The following is a 15,941-nucleotide window of genomic DNA, read 5'->3' as shown; positions in this document are numbered from 1 at the left end:
TCCTGAGATCACCCGCCCAAAGTCCGGACAAGCGAGCTAGCCTCCTGCTGTGACGCTGCGCCCCGACGATTTCGACCTCGACCACCATGGCGATCTCGAGGTCGGGCATGGCCTGGTCGATCTCGCGGTCAACGTCCGGGCCGGTACGCCGCCGGGCTGGCTGGTCGAGGAGGTCGGCGCGAGCCTGACCGACCTCGCCGCGTACCCGCGCCAGGACGCGGCGCTCGCGGCTGTGGCGGCGCGGCATCGTCGTGACCCGTCGCAGATCCTGCTCACCGCGGGCGCGGCCGAGGCCTTCGTACTGATCGCTCGCGCCTTCCGGCCGCGGCATCCGGTCGTCGTTCACCCACAATTCACCGAGCCCGAGGCTGCTTTGCGCTCGGCCGGCCATCTGGTCGACCGGGTGATCCTGGGGCCGGAGACGGGGTTCGCCCTGGATCCCCGTGCGGTGCCTTCCGACGCGGACCTGGTCGTCATCGGCAACCCGACCAACCCGACGTCGATCCTGCACGGCGCCGATGAGCTGCGCGAACTCGCCCGCCCCGACCGCATCCTGGTCGTCGACGAGGCCTTCATGGACGCGGTCCCCGGGGAGCCGGAGTCGCTGGTGGGGGCGTCGATTCCCGGGCTGGTGGTGGTACGGAGTCTGACCAAGACCTGGGGGCTGGCCGGCCTCCGGGTCGGGTACGTCGTGGCGGCGCCGGCGCTGATCGAGCAGTTGGCGGCGGTGCAGTCGCAGTGGCCGGTGTCCACTCCTGCGCTGGCTGCTGCGATTGCTTGCAGCAACGAGCGCGCTGTGGCCGAGGCGGCGCAGGCGGCTGCTGATCTGGATCGGCAACGGGCTCATCTGCTGGCCGGTCTGAGGTGTACGGCTGCTGTTTCGACGTACGGGGTTGCGCGGGGGCCGTTCGTGCTGGTGCATGTGGCCGGTGCTGCGGTAGTACGGGAACAGTTACGGGAACGCGGTTTCGCCGTACGGCGGGGCGACACGTTCCCTGGACTGGGTCCGGACTGGCTGCGGATCGCGGTGCGGCCGGAGTCGGTCACGGATGCTTTTCTGAAGGTCTGGCAGGACGTGCTCGGTTGATCGGCTGATCGCTGAAGAACCGAGTGCTCGCTGTAACGCGCTCAAGGGTTTAGGCCCGGTCTACTTTGCGCACAAGATGGGCGACAGGACACTCCGGGTACTTCGAAGGGAGCAGCATCATGGGTTTGAGCGACGACGACATGACGACCTCGTCGGCCGACAGCGAGGGGCCGGCCGACGGTGGTGCGTCCAGCGGCGCGCCCGATGGCGGCGCTGACGGTGGCGGCAACACCTCATCGAGCGGCTCCGGACTCCCCGGAAACGCCGAGGGTGAAGGCTTCGCCGACGGCGGCGCAACGGTAGGTGGCCACGACGGCGGCGCTGATGGCGGAGCAGACGCCGGCGCTGGCGAAGGCCCTGCCGACGGTGGAGCTGTGGGCGGCGGTACTGACGGAGGCGCAGACGGCGGTGCCGAGGGACCGGCTGACGGTGGCGCTTCCCCTGGCGTCAGCGATGGCGGTGCTGACGGCGGTGCAGGTGAAGGCCCTGCAGACGGCGGAGCCGTAGGCGGCGGTACTGACGGCGGTGCCGATGGTGGCGCCGAAGGACCCGCCGATGGCGGCGCTTCCCCGGGTGTCAGTGACGGCGGAGCTGACGGCGGTGCGGACAGCGGTGCTGAGGGTCCGGCTGACGGTGGCGCTTCGCCGGGTGCGACGGACGGCGGAGCCGATGGCGGAGCTGGTGGCGAGGGCTTGGCCGATGGTGGCGCCAACGCCGGTGGCCATGACGGTGGCGCTGACGGCGGTGCCGACGGGAACTTCTCAAGTTGATGAGCCCAGTGCCGGAGAGCGGGTGGCTTCCGGAAGGGCGCCCGGCTCTCCGGCGCTGTGTGGGCGGTGAGCTCGACCTAGACGAGTTCGGCCGCTCCTACTGGGGTGCCCGCGCACTGCTCTCACACGGCGGCGACTACAGCGACCTGTTCAGCCTGCAAGCCGCCGACGAACTCCTGTCCCACCGCGGCCTCCGCACCCCGTTCCTGCGCATCGCCAAGAACGGCACGGTCGTCGGCGACAGCCAGTTCACCGGCCCCGCAGGAGTGGGCGCGGAGATCGGCGACCAGATCCGCGACGACAAGGTAGCCGCCCTCTTCGCGAGCGGCCACACCGTAGTACTGCAAGCTCTGCACCGCACTTGGCCGGCACTGGTCGACTTCGCCACACAGCTGTCGTCCGACGCCAAGCACCCAGTGCAGATCAACGCCTACATCACTCCCGCGGAGTCGCAGGGCTTCTCCGCCCACTACGACGTACACGACGTCTTCGTCCTCCAGGTAGCCGGCGAAAAGCACTGGACCGTACACGAACCAGTCCACGTCGACCCCCTCCGCAACCAGCCCTGGACCGACCACTCCCAAGCCGTCGCAGCAGCAGCCCGCGACCGAGCCCCGGTGATCGACGACGTACTCCGCCCCGGCGACGCCCTCTACGTCCCCCGCGGCTTCCTCCACTCCGCCAAAGCGCTAGGCGGCGTCAGCGCCCACTTAACCGTCGGCCTGCACACCATGACTCGCTACCTACTAGTCCAAGAACTAGCAGCCCTAGCAGCCGACGAACCCGCCCTGCGCGCAGCCCTCCCGCTCGGCTTCGACCCCGGCGACCCCTCGCAACTAGCCGGAGTCCTAGAAGAGGTCACAGCCCTCTTCACCAAGCGCATCGAGCAAACCACCCCCACAGACCTAGCCCCACGGCTACGCCGTCGCACCTGGTCCGGCAACCGCCCAGCCCCGCTACCCCCGCTGGCCCACGCCGCCGCCATTGCTGCTCTGAACCCCAGTACTACGGTCCGCCTACGCCCCGGCCTCCGTTTCCACCTGGTCGAGGGGGACCCCGTCCGCCTGCACCTGGCCGACCGCACAATCTCCTTGCCCAAGGCAACGTATCCGGCCGTGGCCGCCTTGTGCGCAGGTACCGACGTGAAAGTATCCGACCTCCCGATGGACGAAGCAGACCAACTGGTCCTGGTCCGCCGCCTCCTGACCGAAGCAGTCCTCGTACAGAGCCCCCGTGAAGACAGCTGAGGAACTCGCCGAAGCCCTAGGCCTCAGATGCGCCGCCGCAGCCGAACACCGCGGCGACACACTCTCAGCCACAGCCCCACCCGCCATCCGCTGGCTCCTGATAGAACACCGGGCCCCCTGGCCTCGAAAAGCCCTGACCGCACTCGGAGACGGTCTGGCTGGTGAGGTTGCACGGCTGTGCGCGGCAGCAGGAATCCGACCGGTACTGATCCGCCGCCACGGCAGACAAGACCGCAGTACCACCCGCCGCTGGGCCCTGATAGACAGCCGCCCCGGCCAAGAATCCGTCCACTGGGGCGACCTCCCCACAGACGAACACCTCCTGAACGTCCTGTCCGGCCGCGATCCAGGCACTCCCAGCACAGACCCCATCTACCTGATCTGCACCCATGGCCGCCACGACGCCTGCTGCGCCATCCGCGGCCGCCCAGCCGCAGCCGCCCTCTCGACTGCCTTCCCCGACCGAACCTGGGAATGCAGCCACATAGGCGGCGACCGCTTCGCCGCCAACCTGGTCTTCCTCCCCCACAGCCTCTTCTACGGCCACGTCCCCAGCACCAAAGCCGTAGACCTGGCCACCCACTACAACGAAGGCCTGATCGTCCCCGAGTACCTCCGAGGCTCAGGCGCCCACCCACCCCCAGTCCAAGCAGCCCAACACTTCGCCCGCACAGCCGGCGCCCCCCTCTCCCTCAACGCCCTACACCCAACCCAAGTCCGAACCCCCACCCCCACCACCTGGCAAATCCACCTAACCACCACCCCCGACACCAACACCCCAACCCACCCCACAACCAGCGCCGCGGCACACACAAACGCCGACGCAGACACCAAAGCCACCGGAGCTACGCAGCCCCCCGGCAGCGCCAGCGCAGACGCCACCCAGGCGAAAGCCGACGCCCGTACGGATACCACCGCCAGCGCCAACACCGGAACGGAGGTCGGCGCCAATACAAACGCCAGCACCACCGGCCGCACAGACACCAGCGCCAGCGCAGACGCCAGCGCCACCGGCCGCACAGACACCAGCGCCAGCGCAGGCGCGCCGGCACGGAGAGGCGCCGACGCCTATGCCGACGCTCGCGGCCGCGAAAGCGGCAGCACCAATGCCGGCGACAGCATCCAGGCAGACGCTGCTGATCCCGGCGTCGTCTATGTGGTGACGGTTACTGCTGGGGCGACCACCATCGACGCCGCCATGACCTGTGCCTCTCAGCCTCCGGGGCACGTGACGACATACACCCTCACCGCACTCGAGAAGCTGTACCAATAGCTCGCTGGAAACTGGTCGGGTTCACCGTGCACCGTAGTGCGGCGCATCCTCTAGCGCCCTGCGCGCCGGGAGTGCGAATGGTGTGCCCGCCGCCCGCCGCCCGCTGGCGCGGAGCGCGCCGGACCGGGTGGATGGGCCGGCATCGGTTCGTAGACCCCGGTCCGTTCGAGGACGAGTGTGATCCTTCGCAGCGTTCGAGCAGGCGACATCTACGCACCCGCCGCGTCGGAGAAGCGTGTGGGGTTAGTGGGGGTCGGGGAGTTGGCGGTCTTGGTGGTGGGTGCCGTAGTAGGCGGACTGGCCGGCCATGATGTCGCGCATGGTGGTGTCGCGGCCCGCGCCGTAGACGGTGCCGGGGAAGTCGAGGGTCTGCTGGATCGCCCAGATCTCGTCGTGCCGATCGGGGGAGAAGAGCTGAGCGGGATCACCGACCGCGATCCAGCCGATCGGCAGGACGGTACCGGCGGCCAGGCGGGAGTTGACCTGGAGCACGCTGTTGATCCGCAGTTCGGCGCCGGTGCCGGCGATCGATCCTGGGAACAATGAGGCGCCCGTGGCGATGAAGACTTCAGCTTCGACCGTGGCGCCGTTCACGTGGGCGTGCGGTCCGACCAAGACCGTAGCGCCGATCACCGCGGGATGGTTCGCCCGGCCGCGCACCAGGGCGTTCTCCATCACCACGCTGTTCTCTCCGAGGTGGACCTCACCGTCCTCCGCCGTCAGTACTGCGCCGTGCAGCACCCGGCTGCCCTCGCCCAGCACGACGGCTCCACACAGCACGGCTGATGGCGCCACATACGCGGACTCAGGGACGACCGGTCTCCGGCCACGGTGTTCCAGCAACATGGGTGCGTCCTCTCGTCGTGCATCACCTCGGTCTTCCGTTAGCAGTTGTACTTGGCAGCGGGCGGGTACTCCACAGCCCGGGCCCTCACTGCCCGGGCGGCCAGCGCTCGGTCCCGGCTGTCCACATCGGAGGTGGGAGGCTCAGCCGTCGCGAGCGAAGGTTTGGGGTGGGAGTGAAATCCGCGAGCTACGAGAAGGACATTAGAACACCTGTTCGAAGAGCGCAAGAATGCCTGACCCGTCAATCGCAACGCCGCGAATCGAGCCCCGCCGAAGCTCAGGTACGCCGCGTCGCCGCATCCGGCAGCACCCGCTCGAGCACCACGATCGTCGCCGCCGCGACCAGCGCCAGCACCGAGAGCGTCACCCAGGGCAGCTCCTCCCGCACCTCGAAGAGCTGCGCGAAGAACGCCGGCACCAGCACACTCGCGAAGGTGAACGAATACTGCCAGTACGAAAGGTACTTCCCACGTCCGACAGTCGGCGCAACCGCGGCAGCCAGCGCATTCCCAGTGGCAGCATGCAGCACGTCAGCCCCAGCAAAAACCACAGTCGCCAGCACCAACCCCGGCACCACGAGCCCAGCCGGCACATGCAGCAGCGCCGCCATCAGCACTCCCCACACCGCCCACAGCACCCCAGTGAGTACAAGTACCGAAGTACGCCGCCGCTGCTCGGTATGCCGCACTACTAGCGTCTGCCCGGTCGCCAGCACGACCGACGTCGCCGCGAGCAGCACCCCCACGATCCACTTGGGTGCCTCGGGCAGCGCCTCGGTCACGTACACCGGAAGCGCCACCCCGATCATCATCGTGCACAGCGCCAGGATGGTGTTCGCAGCGATCAGTACCAGGAACGCCTTGTCCTTCCGCAGCAGCGGAGCAGGCCCACTGTCCTGAGCGGCCTGCGCCTCATGCCGCGCGCGCAACCCGAGCAACAGCACGCCAGCGACGAAGAAGGTCACCGCGTTCACCGCAATACCGACCAGGAACGGCGTATCCCCGCCAATGCTCAGCAGTACGCCGGCAGCCAGCGCTCCGAGCCCGAACCCGGCCGCCTGCATCATCCCGCCGAGCCCGAACCAGCGGTCCCGGTCACCCGGATCCGCGATGTCCGCCAGCAGGCTGAAGATCGCCGACCAGAAGACCCGCTGCCCGGTCGTCGTCACCAGCGCACAAAGAAACAGCAGCCACAAGGAACGCCCGAAGAAGAATCCGGTGAACGCCAGCCCCTGCGCGAACTGCGCCCCGATCACCAGGTTCCGCGGCCCGACCCGATCGATCACCACCCCAACGGCGGCCGGCGCGGCGATGGAGAACATGGTCGCCACGGTCAGCATCAATCCCGCAGTACCGAGCGGGATGCCCGCCACGCGCACGAAGTACAGCAGCAACAAGGGCCCCGCGCAGCCGCCCCCGAACGAGTCGATCGCCAACCCAGCCAGCAACGGCGCACGCCCCCGCATATTGGGCAAGCCGAGCGACGCGACGTTCGGCATGACATTCCCCTGGCTGCAGTCGGACTCTCGACCTCGGAGCGTAACAACGTCCGCCGAAGAGACTCCAACTCTTTACGCACCCCCGTACGGCGCGGTGCCACCTCCGCCCGCCGGCCCAACCCGTACCGGTATCCTCAACCTTCGGCGCCACCTCCGGGTGACCGCCTGGAGGGCTCGCATAGTGGCCGAGTGCGCTGGTCTTGAAAACCGGTATGGCGGGTGACCGTCATCGTGGGTTCGAATCCCACGCCCTCCGCTCGACAGGCCGAAAGTGCCCTCTGACCTGCGGAAACGTCGGCGGGGCATCTCCTCTCCCGCCATCCGGCTGTGTCCGGCCATGTCCGGCCAAATGTGGCTGGTTTCGGCCGTCTGTGCAGAATGCGTGCAATCGCGTGAGCCGGAGCATACTTCACATCATCGAACATATGTTCGATGATGTGAGCCTGATCGACTTCCATGCGCGCTTCCGCGTTGAGTCGCCGAAAGGTCCCTATGTGGGCTACGGCGTGCTCGATGTTCAGAGCGGCCACTTTCTTACGGAGGTTGACCTACAGGCTGAACTGGCGCTGGTGGTCGCCGCTCGGCTGATGGTCGCGGCGGCTCCGAAGGATTGGCGACATGCCAACCGGATCCGCGCTGTCCTGCCGCCTCGCGTGGTTCGCCTTGCCTCGCAGTCCGGGCAGCTTGGGATCTGGGCGGCCTCCCCGTCCGGGTGGCTCGGGTTCGTTCTGCTGGATGGTGAGATGCGGGCGCGGTGGGTGCCAGCAGGCGAGCTGGTACAGGAAGAGATGCCCCCGCCTCCGGCCGGCGACGAAGCAGAGGTTCCCTGACGGAACTGACAGAACCGACTCCATCACGTAGCTGGCAGGCCTGGCCACGACGTAACCCGGGCCCGAGATTATCTGCGTGTCTGGTCGCCGCGGCGGGGGTGTCGGCTGTCAGACTGGCTGGCTAGCCGAGGCGTGAGGACAGAGGGAGAACGGCCTATGCCTGACGAGACCGTGCGGATTACCCGACGCCACCGCGAATGGCAGGCCTGGGCCGGATCGACCGCCGACCTGGAGCGCATCGCGCAGCTGATGCAGAAATTGATGGATCAGCGACGCGACGCGTTGATCGCTGTCTACGAGCGTGACCACCCGCTGCCGACCCCCGTTGGGAAACCTGATGCTACAGAAGAGGATGGGCGCGCATTCTACGAATACCTCTCCTATCAGCAAGAGGTGGCGAGGATTGAACGAGCAATCAACGAGATCAGAGTCGCGACGGGTCTCAAAGTCGCACTGACGGATCGCCATGCCGACGAGGTTATCGGCGAAGCTGATGTATTGGCGGAATTCGACCGGCGGACCTATCAGGTTGTCAAGTTCGATGGCAAGTTCCCGCACTCGGCCTTTTCGGAACGACTGGAAGTCAAGATGGAGCGGCAGACTCCGCTCGCTGGACTATCTCTCCAGGTCACATCCGTGGAGCCGGGCTGGGCCAAGCAGGCGCTTGCTGAGTTGAGCGAAGAGATCGATCATGGCTCGCCATGGTGGGGATTCTTCCGCACGCAACGCGGATCCGCGCTATTCGGTATGCTGCTATTCATTCTAGTTACGATAGTGGGCGGATTGCTGCTTACTCTGGTTGATTGGAAGGCCTCCGTAGAATCTTGGCTAGCTCCGGGTGTTGCGGCTGCATTCGTCTTGGGTATATCGGTGTCGGAGAGTCATCGGCCGTGGCTGTTCCCTTCGATTGAAATAGTCAACGAAGGCGAGAAGCCGAAAGGTTCGCGCGTGATTCCTTTCCTCGCGACACTCGTGTTGACGTCGGTCATTGGGATTGCGATAAACACTGTCAAATGAACTTAGTTCTGGTCGCCGGATTTGTTCTGCTGGATGGGGAGATGCGGGGCTGGGTGGATGGCCACCAGGCGCGCTAAGACAGGAAGAGGTGCCCCGCCTCCGGACACCGCCCGGCGGGTGACAGAAGTCCCCTGACACAACTGACAGAACTGACAGAACCTCCCGTGTCCAGGGGTTTTGTCAGTCGTGTCAGGGACTGCTAGTTGCCATCGAGCCTGCCGCACCAACTCGCGAGCGTCGCATCATCATGTCGCTTGGTCCGAGGATGCGTAGCTCCATCGGGATCGGCTGTCTCGATCTCGCGGACATGGGCGATGAGGCCTGCCGGTCCAAGCTTGTCTAGCAGGTCCAAGTAATCCGACCACGCATATAGAGCCATTTGGTCTACCGGGCGGGTAGCTCCATCAGAGAAGATTGCGAGTCTTTTTGCCTCAGCTCTCGTGTATGAGTTCATGACGGCGTGGTAGGCGGCTTCCGGGTCAGCAGCAGCAACCCACCAACCGTCTTCTCGGTTCCGTGTCCGAGTCTGGTTGCTCACCAGGGCAGTCAATGCGGCTTTGTGCTCGGGGGTGTTGAACAAGAGTCCGGCCACGGCGGCTGGTTCGGTGCCGGAGATCTCCTCAATGCTGAGATCGCAGGTGATCTGAGGACCCTCGTGGCTCTCAACAACAACGGTCACGTCCGACAGTGCGAGTGTGTCTATCGTGTCTGCACCGATCCGAAGAATCCCGACAGCAGCACACGGCGTGCCGGGGTCGGTGAGGTCGCAAGTGTCGGCATGTGATGCAGCGACGGCGGCGAGTGCGTCATGTAGGCCTTCAGATAGAGGCATATCCGGACGGCTCGTTAGGGCTGTGAGAGTGCGTGCGCCTAGCTGCTGGGCGTACCAGGCAACCCCATGGTGGCAACCACCCATGGGCACGCCAGCGCCGTCTACGACGATTGCGAGATCGGGCGTTGCAACGACAAAATCTTCGTTCGGGCGTCCGGGTGCCGCGTTCGTGGCAAGGGAAAACACTAGATTCCACCAATCTCTGGTTCGACCGCTGCGAGCATGGCACAGAACTTCTCGACTTCAGGAATATTGGCCCAGCGAGCGAGCCCGCTAGGCATCGTGCGACGGAGGTCAGCCAGAGTGCGAGTTGACCCAGTGGCAATAGCGATTGAGTAGGCCTCCTGGGCGGCTGCGGCGGCAAGTTCGGGCTGTTCGGCAAGGATGTGAGCGCGAGCAAGTGAGCCGAGATACTGTCCTCGGTCGCGGTGATAGTCGCGAGGCAGGCTGTCCAAGACAATGGTGAATGCATCGACGGCATCACCTGCCCTACCCAGTTCTAGAACGCACTTGGCGCGGGCGATCTTTGTGTATAGGCCGAGTTCGCAGTAGCGGTCAGCCGTAGGGTCGCCGTCGAGGATCTCCTCGTTGTACTGCTCCAGCAGGCCGGCCGCCGTGTCCAGTGCACGATCGGACTCCCCGCCGTCACCAGCGATGGCGTGACCGTGTGCCTCAGTGACCGCGGCGATGACCCGAATCCTTCCGGTCTCAGGTGAGTTGAAACGCTGTGCCGCTTGGGCGAAACGAACTGCGTATGGGCCATGCCGAGCCGTCAGCGCGGCCGCGGCTCTACGCATCATCACAAACGAAGTCATCCGATCGTCCATGCCGCCTTGCGCCCACTCCAGAGCACGAGTCGCCCAGGTCGTTGCGCCCCGCAAATCACCTGCGTCCTGGTGGAGCCAGCCCGTGAACTCCGCGTAGCTGGCACCCACGCGGAGAAGTCGGTCGAGGACCGCGCCACTGGCGTTCTGCTGCATCTGCTCGATGGTGTCGACGTACGAAGTCATCAGAGGCATCAGTGCGCGTGGTCCAAGGAGGTTATCCGCCGTGTACTGGTTGCGCAGGTTCTGTTCGAGCCACGTCAGGGTTTCACTGGTCGGCTTAGTAGCTGTTCCGCGCGGCGGTTGGAGCGGGATCAGCAGCTTCTCTGCTCGCTCCTGTTGGGGCATCGTGACGCTGCCACTCGGGCGGGTTGGCTTCTCTAGATCCTGAAGCAGGAGGGCAAATCGCGCCTTCTCATCCTCGGTCGCCTCTCGGAGGAGGTAGTCCAGGTCACGCTGACTGACCATGGTCGGGGACATATCAGGCTCTTTTTCCCATCTGCCGACACCGCGAGGGGACATCCCTCCGATGCGGGAGGCGAGCTCCTCCTGGGTCAGTCGGAGCGCGAGCCGTAGAGCGCTCGCTGTCGCTCCCGTCCAGCTCGCCACGACGGTGACCATCGACTACTCCCCTAGATGTCGGCAGAGAGACTCTTCTGACTGCTTTCCTGCATTCGAGTGCGGTTGAGTGCGGCTGAGTTCATGGCCGGTTCGGCAGCCTGTCGGTTGACTAGCTGTCATGAGATTCCAGGACTTCGAGACGCTCGGTGAGCCGGTCAACGGCGGTACGCAGTTCGTCGAGCTGGGCCTGCATCGGCTTGGCGGTACCGGGCAGCGCGATGACCTGCGCCGGTACTCCGGCGCGTATCGCAAGGACGCCTTCAGCCTCCAAGACATGCAAAGCGTTCTTGATCGTCATGTGCGATGCGCCGTGGGTTTCGGAGAGTTGCTGGATCGACGGCAGGTGTTCGGAGACCGGATAGGTCCCCTCTCGGATTGCGTTCCTCAGGGCGTCCGCGATCGCCTCGAAAAGGCGCTGCCTGACTGGCGGCTCTGTCATGAATACAGCGTAGATCAACTTGGCTAGCTAGGACGGGCTTGACCTAGCTAGCTACCTCGCGCAATGATGTTCCCGCACCTAGCTAGCTAGGTCAGCTAAGTTGTCCATCGGTTCGATCAAGAGGAGTCCATCGTGAGCCAGCGGGTCTATCGAAACGGCAAGTTGCAGGAGCTGACGGACGCTCAGTGGCGTGAAGCGGAGAAGGCTCGCCTGAGGCGTGCGGCGTCCAACGCGGAGCTTGAGAAGACCTTGGTTGACCGGGTCGAGAGCAAGGGCGGCAAGACCGTTGTGACCACGCGGGACGGCAAGAAGCACGTGTTGAAGGGCATCGGAGCGATCGCCCACAACGTCGGAAACATCATCCTCGGCAGCACCGGCCCCGTACACACCGGCAACGGCGACATGTACGTGAACGGCCAGAAGCAGCCGAAGCGCAACCCCTGGTACTAACACCCCCCGATGACATGAGTGACGCCCCGGCGGCAGCCACCGCCGAGGCGTCTGGGTCGCACCAAATCCATCGCTAGAAGGAGCACAACCCGTGAACATCATCCACCTCGCAGCCGTCCCCGGCGAAGAGCCCACCGCCGCCGACCTGGCCGCGATCGAGGCCGAGATGCCGCTCATCGAGGCCGAGCAGGACCTGCTGGAAGTCGAGATCGCCGCTCTGACGACCGGTCCGGCGCTGTCGGAGCTGGCGCGTCACCGCATCCGCAACGCTGAGCGCCGCGTCGCTCAGGTCGCCCGCCGGCTGGCCACTGTCGCTCCCAAGACTGGTGACGTGGCATGACCGCCGCGTTTGCCGCCTACCTGGCGGCTCTCCTGACCGCCCACACGGTCGGCGACCACTGGATTCAGACCCACCACCAGGCCACCTGCAAGGGCAAGCCCGGCCTGGTCGGCGCGCTCGCATGCCTGCGCCACGTCGCCACCTACACCGCGACCACCGCCGCTCTCGGTCTGCTGGTCTGGCAGGTACTCGAGTTGGAGCTGAGCTGGCTGGGCTTCCTGGCTGGGCAACTCTTGTCGGCCGCCACTCACTACCTGGCCGACCGCCGGGTCTACCTGGAGCGGTTCGCCCGCTGGATCGGCAAGGCCGACTTCCTGCGGCTCGGAGTACCGCGAACCGGGACCGACCGCAACGGCAACGCGTACGACGACAACCCATCCCTCGGCACGGCTGGCTACTCCCTGGACCAGTCGTTCCACCACCTGTGCCTGTTCTTCGCGGCCTTGCTGACGGTGACCCTGTGACCGGCCGGGTGATGGACCTAGCCGGCGCCTACGCCGATCGGCTCGGAGTCGAGACCAGCGACCACGTGGGGAACGAGCTGGTAGCCCAGTTCGAGCACCTGTCCCGGCTCGTGCTGTCGGGTGACCTGGCGGCGATGCGGCCCGGCGCGATGTCGGCCGAAGCCGCGACCGCGTACGGCGAGCTGTGGGTACTGACCGCGTTCCTGTCCGACGCCAGCACCGCCCTGACCGGATCGGAGGCAATCCGATGACCATGGCCGAAGTTGCTACGAGCAACAAGCCGACCGGCGTCGACAAGCTGCGGACCCAGGCAGCCGAGGCGTCGCAGGTCAGGGCGCTGTCGACTCACCCCGACGTTGTGGCGCTGCGGGTGGAGTCGATCCGGACGCAGGTCGACCGGTGCATGTGGCTGGGAATCGTTCTGGGCATGGCGTTCACGATGGTCAACGTCCAGGCGTTCGCCGCTGACGGCGCTCCCGTGGCATCGTTGCCGTGGATCGCCGCCTGGCTGCTCGATCCGATGGTGTCGCTGGTCCTGATCGCCGTTCTGCGAGCCGAGCAGATCACCGCCCGGTACCAGGTGACCGACGCCGGGCCGTGGATCCGCCGTACGAAGCGGTTCGCGTTCGCCGCCACCTACGTGATGAACACGTGGTCCTCGTTCGGGCACGGCGACGCTGCTGGGATCGTGCTGCACTCAGTGCCGCCGCTGCTGGTCTTCTGTGCTGCTGAGACCGCGCCGGTACTGCGGGACCGGTTGACCGAGGCGGTACTGCGGGCCGAGCGGGCTGCAGCCCTGGCGGACCCGCACAAGGCCGCTGAACCGCTGTCGGTGCCGGTGTTGACGCAGGAGATGCCCTCGCCGCCTGCCGCGCTGGAATCGGCACCGGCTGCTGCGGCGGGGGCATCTCCCCAAGACCGCACTCAGGAGACGACACGCACTCCGCGCAAGTCCTCGCAGCCCCGTAGAAGGACTGGCAAGGCCAAGGGCGGCCGGATGATGCTGGCCGACTACGTGGCGCTGGGCCTGGCCAAGGCCGACCCGGATCTCACCCCCGCCGACGTGACGCCGGCGTGGGCACGCAAGACGACCGGTTGCTCTGCGGGCCTGTCGGCGAAGGTCGCCGCCGGGGTCCGTGACCAGCTCGCTCCGGTCGCTGCTGCGGTCGAGTCGATCGAGCAGGCGGCTGCCTGATGACCGTCTACGTGGACGACATGCGCCGCCAGGTCCGGCCCGGGTCCGAGCGGTGGTCGCACCTGTTCGCAACGACCACCAGGGAACTCGACGAGTTCGCCGCGATGCTCGGTCAGGCTCGCGACCTCATCGAAGACGAGGGCGGTGTGCACGAGCACTACCTGATCAGCGACGCCGAACGCCGTATCGCTTTGGCGTGCGGGGCCGTGAACCTGTCTTACCCGCGTGGTGTGGCGCTCCTGCTGGCCACCAGGCGCCGCCGCGTCACCCCCGCCGCAGACAAGGAGAACGGCCGATGATGGCGACCAAGCGGACCCGCACTGCGGCGCACCGCCCGGCTGTGCGGCAGCGCCGGTTCCGGCACGACACCCTATCCGCCCTCGACCTGTTCTCCGGGTTCGGTGGGCTAACGCAGGGCATCGAGCGGGCAGGGTTCGACGTGATCATGGCCGCCAACCACAACTCCTACAAGGTCGAGGTCCACGAGGCCAACCACCCGAGCACCGAGCACTGGATCGCCGACCTGGCCAACCGAGACTCCTCCGACTACCACGACGTACGGGACCTGCCTGCTGCCGATCTCGTCGCGGCAGGCGTCTCGTGCGTGAACCACTCGGGGGCGAACACGATGAAGGCCTACGCAGAAGGCCTGACGTTGTTCGATCTGGAAGACCCCGACTACGACGACCGAGTGACCCGGTCGGAACGTGACCGTGCGACGGCCAACTGCGTCCTGCACTACGCCGCGACCCACCACCCGCGCATGATCCTCATCGAGTGCACCACCCAGCTCCAGTCGTGGGGCAACTTGGTGCCAGGCAAGCGGAAGGTCGGCGACGGCTCGACGTACCGCTGGTGGCTGAAGCAGTTCAAGAACCTCGGCTACAAGCACAAGGTCGTGTTCCTGAACTCGATGTTCTTCGGCGTAGGCCAGTCCCGTGACCGGGGCTACTGGATCTTCTGGGACGAGAAGCTCGAAACGCCCGATCTGGAGCACCGCCCGATCGCCTGGTGCTCGTTCTGCGACACCGTGGTTGAGTCGCGCCAGATGTGGAAGACAGGCATCCCGCCGACCGGCACGGTCTGCTACGGCAAGCAGTACGAGTACCGGTGTCCGTCGTGCCGCTTCCCGGTGGTTCCGCAGTTCACGCCGTCGCTTGCCGCCCTGGACCTGTCCAACCTAGGTACCCGCATCGGTGATCGGGACAAGCCCCTCGCCTTGTCGACCATGGCCCGCATCGAACGAGCCCGCCAACGGCTCGGTGAGTTCCCGGCCGTGCTCATGCCCGCCAAGGCCACGCGCGGCTCGGAGCGGCACCCGTGGCAGCCGATGTCCACCCAAACCAGCCAGCAAGAGACAGCGGTGGTGTTTGCCGTTGACAACTTTCAAGGCATCGCACGCGGCGCTGGTGATCCGCTGCCGACACAGGGCGGCTCGGAGACCATGGCGCTGCTGTCCAGTGCCGTCATTCCGTTCCGGAAGAACACCACACCCACGATGCACGCTGAGGCGATGCCGACGGTGACGGCTGAGCAGGTTCCCGGCTTGCTGTTCGCGTCCTGGTACAAGCAGAACGGTTCGACCGGCACCGAGACCGCACCGCATCCGCTGACCGATCCGTTCGGCGCGCTGACATCTCGCGACACCACCGCTCTCGTGTTCGCCGAATGGCAGCAGACCCTGGCTGAGCGGCGAATTGAGGATCTCAAGTTCCGGATGATGGGACCTCACGAGATCGGTCGCGGGAGCGGCTTCGATCCCGACTTCGGCGACTACCACGGCACCTACATCGTGTGGGGGTCGGCCCGCGACCAGGTCGACGGCTACGGCAACGCCGTCACCCCCGCTGTCGGCGAGTGGATCGGCGCCCGGATGCGCACGGTCCTGCACCGCGAAGAGGTGGCCGCATGAACTTCGACTTCGGCACCCAGTTCACCCCCACGAACTCAAGCCTGGCAGGAGAAACCCCGATGCAGATGAAGTTGTGGCTGCTGACCCGCACCGGCGAAGTCGACTACGACGAGGCTGCCGCCATGGTCGTCGCGGCGGTCGAGCTGTGGCCGGCGCGGGAAATCGCCGCCGCGTCCCACGGCACCGAGTCCGATGCGCAGTGGACCTCCCCGAACCACTCGACCTGCCAACTGATCGGCCTGGCCGCCGAGGGCATCACGCCCCGCGTCCTGCTGGTCGACGTGAAGGGAAACTGA

The 15,941-nt window shown here is 66.2% G+C and carries 19 protein-coding genes and 1 tRNA gene; 14 read left to right on the top strand and 6 right to left on the bottom strand.

All coding sequences use genetic code 11. From position 1 onward, the window contains the following. Positions 1 to 49: 49 nt before the first annotated feature. A complete protein-coding gene (gene cobC, locus ABD768_RS26650) occupies positions 50 to 1,087 on the top strand; it encodes an Rv2231c family histidinol phosphate aminotransferase CobC (protein ID WP_343966877.1) in 1,038 nt (345 codons plus the stop codon). Between the two features lie 233 nt (positions 1,088 to 1,320). Here the strand turns inward: cobC and ABD768_RS26645 are convergent, their stop codons facing one another. After that, on the bottom strand, positions 1,321 to 1,812 hold the full coding sequence (locus ABD768_RS26645) for a hypothetical protein (protein ID WP_344845067.1): 492 nt from the start codon (positions 1,810 to 1,812) through the stop codon (positions 1,321 to 1,323). A 44-nt stretch (positions 1,813 to 1,856) separates the two neighbouring features. Here ABD768_RS26645 and ABD768_RS26640 point away from each other — a divergent pair, with 44 nt between their 5' ends. Together ABD768_RS26640 and ABD768_RS26635 are read left to right on the top strand one after the other, a co-directional pair. Then, positions 1,857 to 3,104, top strand: a complete 1,248-nt coding sequence (locus ABD768_RS26640) for a cupin domain-containing protein (RefSeq protein WP_343966881.1) — start codon at positions 1,857 to 1,859, stop codon at positions 3,102 to 3,104. Continuing rightward, positions 3,091 to 4,377: a sucrase ferredoxin gene (locus ABD768_RS26635; RefSeq protein ID WP_344845065.1), complete on the top strand. Its 1,287-nt coding sequence runs from the start codon at positions 3,091 to 3,093 to the stop codon at positions 4,375 to 4,377. Before ABD768_RS26640 ends, ABD768_RS26635 begins: the two co-directional genes overlap by 14 nt. Before the next feature lie 243 nt (positions 4,378 to 4,620). On the opposite strand, the gene ABD768_RS26630 is transcribed toward ABD768_RS26635, so the two are convergent. After that, complete coding sequence (locus tag ABD768_RS26630; protein WP_344845063.1) at positions 4,621 to 5,223, bottom strand: gamma carbonic anhydrase family protein; 603 nt, start codon at positions 5,221 to 5,223, stop codon at positions 4,621 to 4,623. Positions 5,224 to 5,500: 277 nt separating this feature from the next. Then, positions 5,501 to 6,721, bottom strand: a complete 1,221-nt coding sequence (locus ABD768_RS26625; RefSeq protein ID WP_343966888.1) for an MFS transporter — start codon at positions 6,719 to 6,721, stop codon at positions 5,501 to 5,503. 167 nt (positions 6,722 to 6,888) lie between these two features. On the opposite strand from ABD768_RS26625, the gene ABD768_RS26620 reads away from it, so the two are divergent. The 3 genes from ABD768_RS26620 to ABD768_RS26610 all read left to right on the top strand — a co-directional run bounded on the left by ABD768_RS26620 (position 6,889) and on the right by ABD768_RS26610 (position 8,568). Then, positions 6,889 to 6,977: transfer RNA gene (locus ABD768_RS26620), tRNA-Ser, on the top strand. A gap of 169 nt (positions 6,978 to 7,146) precedes the next feature. After that, positions 7,147 to 7,551, top strand: coding sequence for a hypothetical protein (locus tag ABD768_RS26615; RefSeq protein WP_344845061.1), 405 nt, complete (start codon positions 7,147 to 7,149; stop codon positions 7,549 to 7,551). Between the two features lie 156 nt (positions 7,552 to 7,707). Beyond that, on the top strand, positions 7,708 to 8,568 hold the full coding sequence (locus ABD768_RS26610) for a hypothetical protein (protein ID WP_344845059.1): 861 nt from the start codon (positions 7,708 to 7,710) through the stop codon (positions 8,566 to 8,568). A 199-nt stretch (positions 8,569 to 8,767) separates the two neighbouring features. Here the strand turns inward: ABD768_RS26610 and ABD768_RS26605 are convergent, their stop codons facing one another. The 3 genes from ABD768_RS26605 to ABD768_RS26595 all read right to left on the bottom strand — a co-directional run bounded on the left by ABD768_RS26605 (position 8,768) and on the right by ABD768_RS26595 (position 11,284). Beyond that, the gene (locus ABD768_RS26605; protein WP_344845057.1) at positions 8,768 to 9,586 is read right to left on the bottom strand and encodes a hypothetical protein; all 819 of its coding nucleotides are present in this window, start codon (positions 9,584 to 9,586) and stop codon (positions 8,768 to 8,770) included. Next, positions 9,586 to 10,845: an NsdA family TPR-like regulatory protein gene (locus ABD768_RS26600; RefSeq protein ID WP_344845056.1), complete on the bottom strand. Its 1,260-nt coding sequence runs from the start codon at positions 10,843 to 10,845 to the stop codon at positions 9,586 to 9,588. Before ABD768_RS26600 ends, ABD768_RS26605 begins: the two co-directional genes overlap by 1 nt. Positions 10,846 to 10,954: 109 nt before the next feature. Further along, positions 10,955 to 11,284 (bottom strand): winged helix-turn-helix domain-containing protein, encoded by a 330-nt coding sequence (locus ABD768_RS26595; protein WP_344845053.1) that lies wholly within the window; start codon positions 11,282 to 11,284, stop codon positions 10,955 to 10,957. A gap of 132 nt (positions 11,285 to 11,416) precedes the next feature. On the opposite strand from ABD768_RS26595, the gene ABD768_RS26590 reads away from it, so the two are divergent. The 8 genes from ABD768_RS26590 (at position 11,417) to ABD768_RS26555 (ending at position 15,941) form a co-directional block, all read left to right on the top strand. Beyond that, the gene (locus ABD768_RS26590) at positions 11,417 to 11,734 is read left to right on the top strand and encodes a hypothetical protein (protein ID WP_344845051.1); all 318 of its coding nucleotides are present in this window, start codon (positions 11,417 to 11,419) and stop codon (positions 11,732 to 11,734) included. 91 nt (positions 11,735 to 11,825) lie between these two features. Beyond that, complete coding sequence (locus ABD768_RS26585; RefSeq protein WP_344845048.1) at positions 11,826 to 12,074, top strand: DUF6284 family protein; 249 nt, start codon at positions 11,826 to 11,828, stop codon at positions 12,072 to 12,074. After that, on the top strand, positions 12,071 to 12,538 hold the full coding sequence (locus ABD768_RS26580; RefSeq protein ID WP_344845046.1) for a DUF3307 domain-containing protein: 468 nt from the start codon (positions 12,071 to 12,073) through the stop codon (positions 12,536 to 12,538). Before ABD768_RS26585 ends, ABD768_RS26580 begins: the two co-directional genes overlap by 4 nt. Continuing rightward, positions 12,535 to 12,789: a hypothetical protein gene (locus tag ABD768_RS26575; RefSeq protein ID WP_344845044.1), complete on the top strand. Its 255-nt coding sequence runs from the start codon at positions 12,535 to 12,537 to the stop codon at positions 12,787 to 12,789. Before ABD768_RS26580 ends, ABD768_RS26575 begins: the two co-directional genes overlap by 4 nt. Beyond that, positions 12,786 to 13,733 carry a hypothetical protein gene (locus ABD768_RS26570; protein WP_344845043.1) on the top strand — a complete coding sequence of 316 codons (948 nt, stop codon included), beginning with the start codon at positions 12,786 to 12,788 and terminating at the stop codon, positions 13,731 to 13,733. Before ABD768_RS26575 ends, ABD768_RS26570 begins: the two co-directional genes overlap by 4 nt. Continuing rightward, positions 13,733 to 14,032, top strand: a complete 300-nt coding sequence (locus ABD768_RS26565; RefSeq protein WP_344845041.1) for a DUF4031 domain-containing protein — start codon at positions 13,733 to 13,735, stop codon at positions 14,030 to 14,032. Before ABD768_RS26570 ends, ABD768_RS26565 begins: the two co-directional genes overlap by 1 nt. Beyond that, positions 14,029 to 15,645: a DNA cytosine methyltransferase gene (locus ABD768_RS26560; RefSeq protein ID WP_344845040.1), complete on the top strand. Its 1,617-nt coding sequence runs from the start codon at positions 14,029 to 14,031 to the stop codon at positions 15,643 to 15,645. Before ABD768_RS26565 ends, ABD768_RS26560 begins: the two co-directional genes overlap by 4 nt. After that, complete coding sequence (locus tag ABD768_RS26555; protein WP_344845037.1) at positions 15,642 to 15,941, top strand: hypothetical protein; 300 nt, start codon at positions 15,642 to 15,644, stop codon at positions 15,939 to 15,941. Before ABD768_RS26560 ends, ABD768_RS26555 begins: the two co-directional genes overlap by 4 nt.

The sequence above is a fragment of the Kribbella ginsengisoli genome (assembly GCF_039537185.1).
GTDB classification, from domain to species: domain Bacteria; phylum Actinomycetota; class Actinomycetes; order Propionibacteriales; family Kribbellaceae; genus Kribbella; species Kribbella koreensis.
Note: the sequence above shows the minus strand (reverse complement) of the source record. Positions and strands in the feature narration are given on the sequence as shown.

What these genes read in the sequence shown, in the direction of transcription:
- ABD768_RS26645 (WP_344845067.1), bottom strand. Translation starts at nt 1,812, where the DNA reads ATGGCCACCGGCGTTGGCGCCACCATCGGCCAAGCCCTCGCCACCAGC.
- ABD768_RS26640 (WP_343966881.1), top strand. Translation starts at nt 1,857, where the DNA reads ATGAGCCCAGTGCCGGAGAGCGGGTGGCTTCCGGAAGGGCGCCCGGCT.
- ABD768_RS26630 (WP_344845063.1), bottom strand. Translation starts at nt 5,223, where the DNA reads ATGTTGCTGGAACACCGTGGCCGGAGACCGGTCGTCCCTGAGTCCGCG.
- ABD768_RS26625 (WP_343966888.1), bottom strand. Translation starts at nt 6,721, where the DNA reads ATGCCGAACGTCGCGTCGCTCGGCTTGCCCAATATGCGGGGGCGTGCG.
- ABD768_RS26615 (WP_344845061.1), top strand. Translation starts at nt 7,147, where the DNA reads ATGTTCGATGATGTGAGCCTGATCGACTTCCATGCGCGCTTCCGCGTT.
- ABD768_RS26610 (WP_344845059.1), top strand. Translation starts at nt 7,708, where the DNA reads ATGCCTGACGAGACCGTGCGGATTACCCGACGCCACCGCGAATGGCAG.
- ABD768_RS26600 (WP_344845056.1), bottom strand. Translation starts at nt 10,845, where the DNA reads ATGGTCACCGTCGTGGCGAGCTGGACGGGAGCGACAGCGAGCGCTCTA.
- ABD768_RS26595 (WP_344845053.1), bottom strand. Translation starts at nt 11,284, where the DNA reads ATGACAGAGCCGCCAGTCAGGCAGCGCCTTTTCGAGGCGATCGCGGAC.
- ABD768_RS26580 (WP_344845046.1), top strand. Translation starts at nt 12,071, where the DNA reads ATGACCGCCGCGTTTGCCGCCTACCTGGCGGCTCTCCTGACCGCCCAC.
- ABD768_RS26570 (WP_344845043.1), top strand. Translation starts at nt 12,786, where the DNA reads ATGACCATGGCCGAAGTTGCTACGAGCAACAAGCCGACCGGCGTCGAC.
- ABD768_RS26565 (WP_344845041.1), top strand. Translation starts at nt 13,733, where the DNA reads ATGACCGTCTACGTGGACGACATGCGCCGCCAGGTCCGGCCCGGGTCC.
- ABD768_RS26560 (WP_344845040.1), top strand. Translation starts at nt 14,029, where the DNA reads ATGATGGCGACCAAGCGGACCCGCACTGCGGCGCACCGCCCGGCTGTG.
- ABD768_RS26555 (WP_344845037.1), top strand. Translation starts at nt 15,642, where the DNA reads ATGAACTTCGACTTCGGCACCCAGTTCACCCCCACGAACTCAAGCCTG.